Origin of the sequence: Pseudoalteromonas sp. SG44-8, assembly GCF_014164125.1 — a bacterium.
Classification (GTDB): domain Bacteria; phylum Pseudomonadota; class Gammaproteobacteria; order Enterobacterales; family Alteromonadaceae; genus Pseudoalteromonas; species Pseudoalteromonas rhizosphaerae.
On record NZ_JACJEQ010000003.1, the window covers coordinates 1 to 3305 of the forward strand.

Annotated in this window: 1 protein-coding gene; it reads right to left on the reverse strand. The window is 48.3% G+C overall.

Annotated features, from left to right (window positions below):
• Positions 1–3305: Ig-like domain-containing protein (locus H5163_RS03635; RefSeq protein WP_182734364.1), on the reverse strand; the 3305-nt coding region annotated here is incomplete at both ends.

A 3305-nucleotide genomic window follows, 5' to 3' on the forward strand; every position in this document is an offset into this window, starting at 1 on the left:
GGCGTTACCGTAAGTGTTACTGTCTGTACCGCCGATAACGCACCTGCGCTATCACGAACTTGGAAGGTGAAGCTGTCGCCGTGGTTTTCACTGCCGTCATGTTGATAACTAAAGCTACCATCACTATTTAAGCTGACACTACCAAATTGTGGTTGACTGACCAGCTCTGCGCTGAGTGTGTCGCCTGCATCATCATCGCTGGCGTTACTTAATAACCCGTTTGCAAGTGCCACGGTTAAGGTCGCGGCTTCATCGAGGTTAAACGCGAAGTTTTGCCCTACCGGCGCATCATTGGTGTTGGTTACCTCTAATGTAAATGGCGTTAAACTGGCGCTATCTGTGCCATCGTTAACACTGATAGTAATAGCCGCGTAGCTGCCTACATCCTGGTTCTGTGGCGTGCCCGCTAATTCGCCCGTGCTGGTGTCAAAGCTTGCCCAACTTGGCTTATTAATGATGCTAAAAGTATGGGTATCTTGCGTATCGCTGTCTGTAAGGGTGGGTATAAAACTATACGCTGCATCTTCAGCTGTAGTTGTACTTGGTGAACCACTTAACACCGGTACGACATTATATTTTTTAGTTACTGTGGCAGTTACTGCTGCGCTGGCATTGCCTGCGGTGTCTGTAACTATTGCTGAGAACGTTAACACTCCCTCAGCCAATGTTGTAACATCGATACCTGTAATTTGCTGCGTAACAGCACTAATCGTTGCGTTACCAGTAACAGCATTACTGCCATCACTTACCTGGTAACTAAGCGAACCACTTCCTTCAAGCCCAGTAAAACTAACACTCATTGCAGATTCGTTATCCGCATTAATTAAGCTTTGATCAACGCTAACTGCATGCCCAGTTGGGGTGGTATTATCTAAAGTAATTGAGCTGGTCGCCGCAGGTGAAGTATTCCCTGCACTGTCAGTTTGCGTTACCGATACTGTTAAAGTGCCGTTATTAAGTGCACTTATATCTAACTCATTGCCGCTAAGCGTCCAATTTCCACCACTACCAGCTGTAACCGTGGCATTTACACCGCCAATATCAACATTAACTGCAGCGCCTGATTCTGCCCCAGAGCCGGTTATCAATACACTATCATCTTCACTAGCGTTAACTATGCCATCGACTTCGATTGGCGTATTAATAGTAACAACTAGCGGTGCACTGTTATCCAAGGTTATCGTCGTCGTTGCCGCTGGAGAAATATTACCCGCGCTGTCAGTTTGCGTTGCTGATACCGTTAATGTGCCATTATTTAATGCACTGATATCTAACTCATTACCACTGAGAGTCCAATTACCGTTGCTATCAGCAGTCACGGTGGCATTTACACCGCCAACATCAACCTTAACTGCAGCGCCTGATTCTGCCCCAGATCCTACAATTAATAACGCATTATCTTCAGCAGCATTCACAATGCCATCAACAGCGATCGGCGTTGTGATAGCCAATGCATTTGGCGCAACATTATCTAAGGTTATAGTGGTTGTAGCTGCAGATGAAATATTTCCTGCGCTATCGGTTTGCGTTGCAGATACTGTTAATGTGCCATTATTTAACGCGCTAATGTCTAATTCACTGCCATTAAGTGTCCAGTTACCGCTGCTATCAGCTATCACAGTGGCATTTATGCCGCTAATACCCACTGTCACTGTTGCGCCAGCTTCTGCACCTGACCCTGTGATCAACACAGCATTGTCTTCAGCCGCATTTACAATACCATCTACTGCAATCGGCGTTGTAATAGCCACCGCATTTGGTGCGATGTTATCTAATGTAATTGAAGTTGATGCGGCCGTTGAGATATTGCCCGCATCGTCGGTTTGTGTTGCCGAAACTGTCAATATGCCATTATTTAGAGCGCTGATATCCAGCTCATTACCTGATAATGTCCAATTACCACTTGAGTCTGCGGTAGTCGTTTTAGTCACCCCACCGATACTCACAGTGACTGTTGCGCCTGACTCTGCTCCCCCGCCTTGGACTAATACATCATTATCCTCCGCAGCGTTAACTTTACCATCCCCCTCAATAGGCGTAATAAAGGTTGGTGCGTTTGGTGCTTGGTTATCCAACGTTATTGTTGTAGTTGCAGCTATTGAGACATTACCTGCGCTATCGGCCTGAGTTGCCGAGACCGTCAGCGTACCATTATTCAGCGCACTGATATCCAGCTCGTTGCCCGATAATGTCCAATTACCACTTGAATCTGCAGTGGTGGTTTTAGATATACCATCAACATTTACTGTAACTGTTGCACCTGACTCTGCGCCAGATCCTTGCACTAGTACATCGTTATCTTCAACAGCATTAACTTTGCCGTCGCCTTCAATTGGCGTAGTAATCGTCAATGCATTTGGCGCTTGATTATCCAACGTAATTACTGCGGTTGCCGTAGTCGAGGTGTTACCCGCCGCATCACTTTGTGTGGCGCTGACGGTGAGCGTGCCATTATTAAAGCTGCTTACATCAAACTCACTACCACTGATAGTCCATGCCCCAGAGCCATCAGCCGTTACGGTACGTGATAAGTTATTCGCGCCATCGCTGATGGTCACACTGACGCTGGCATTAGCTTCCGCCCCGGAGCCGGTGATCACTACGTCACTGTCTTCCGCTGCGTTAACTTTACCATCGCCCTCTATCGGAGTGGCTATTGTCGGTGAATTCGGTGCTGTATTATCTAAAATCACCGCGGTGCTGGCAGCGCTAGAGGTGTTACCCGCCGCATCAGATTGTGTGGCGCTGACGGTGAGCGTGCCATTATTAAAGCTGCTGACATCAAACTCACTACCACTGATAGTCCATGTACCTGCGCCATCAGCCGTCACAGTCCGTGATAAGTTATTCGCGCCATCGCTGATAGTCACACTGACACTGGCATTGGCTTCTGCGCCAGAGCCGGTGATCAATACACTGCCATCTTCTACAGCATTGATCCGGCCATCAACCTCAATCGGGGTGGCAATCGTTAAGGCATTCGGTGCTGTATTATCTAAAACCACCGAGGTGCTGGCTGCGCTGGAGGTGTTACCCGCCGCATCACTTTGTGTGGCGCTGACGGTGAGTGTGCCGTTATTAAAGCTGCTGACATCAAACTCACTACCACTGATAGTCCATGCCCCTGAGCCATCAGCCGTCACGGTGCGCGATAAGTTATTCGCGCCATCGCTGATGGTCACACTGACACTGGCATTGGCTTCTGCGCCAGAGCCAGTGATCAATACACTGCCATCTTCTACAGCATTGATCCGGCCATCAACCTCAATCGGGGTGGCAATCGTCAAGGCATTCGGTGCTGCGTT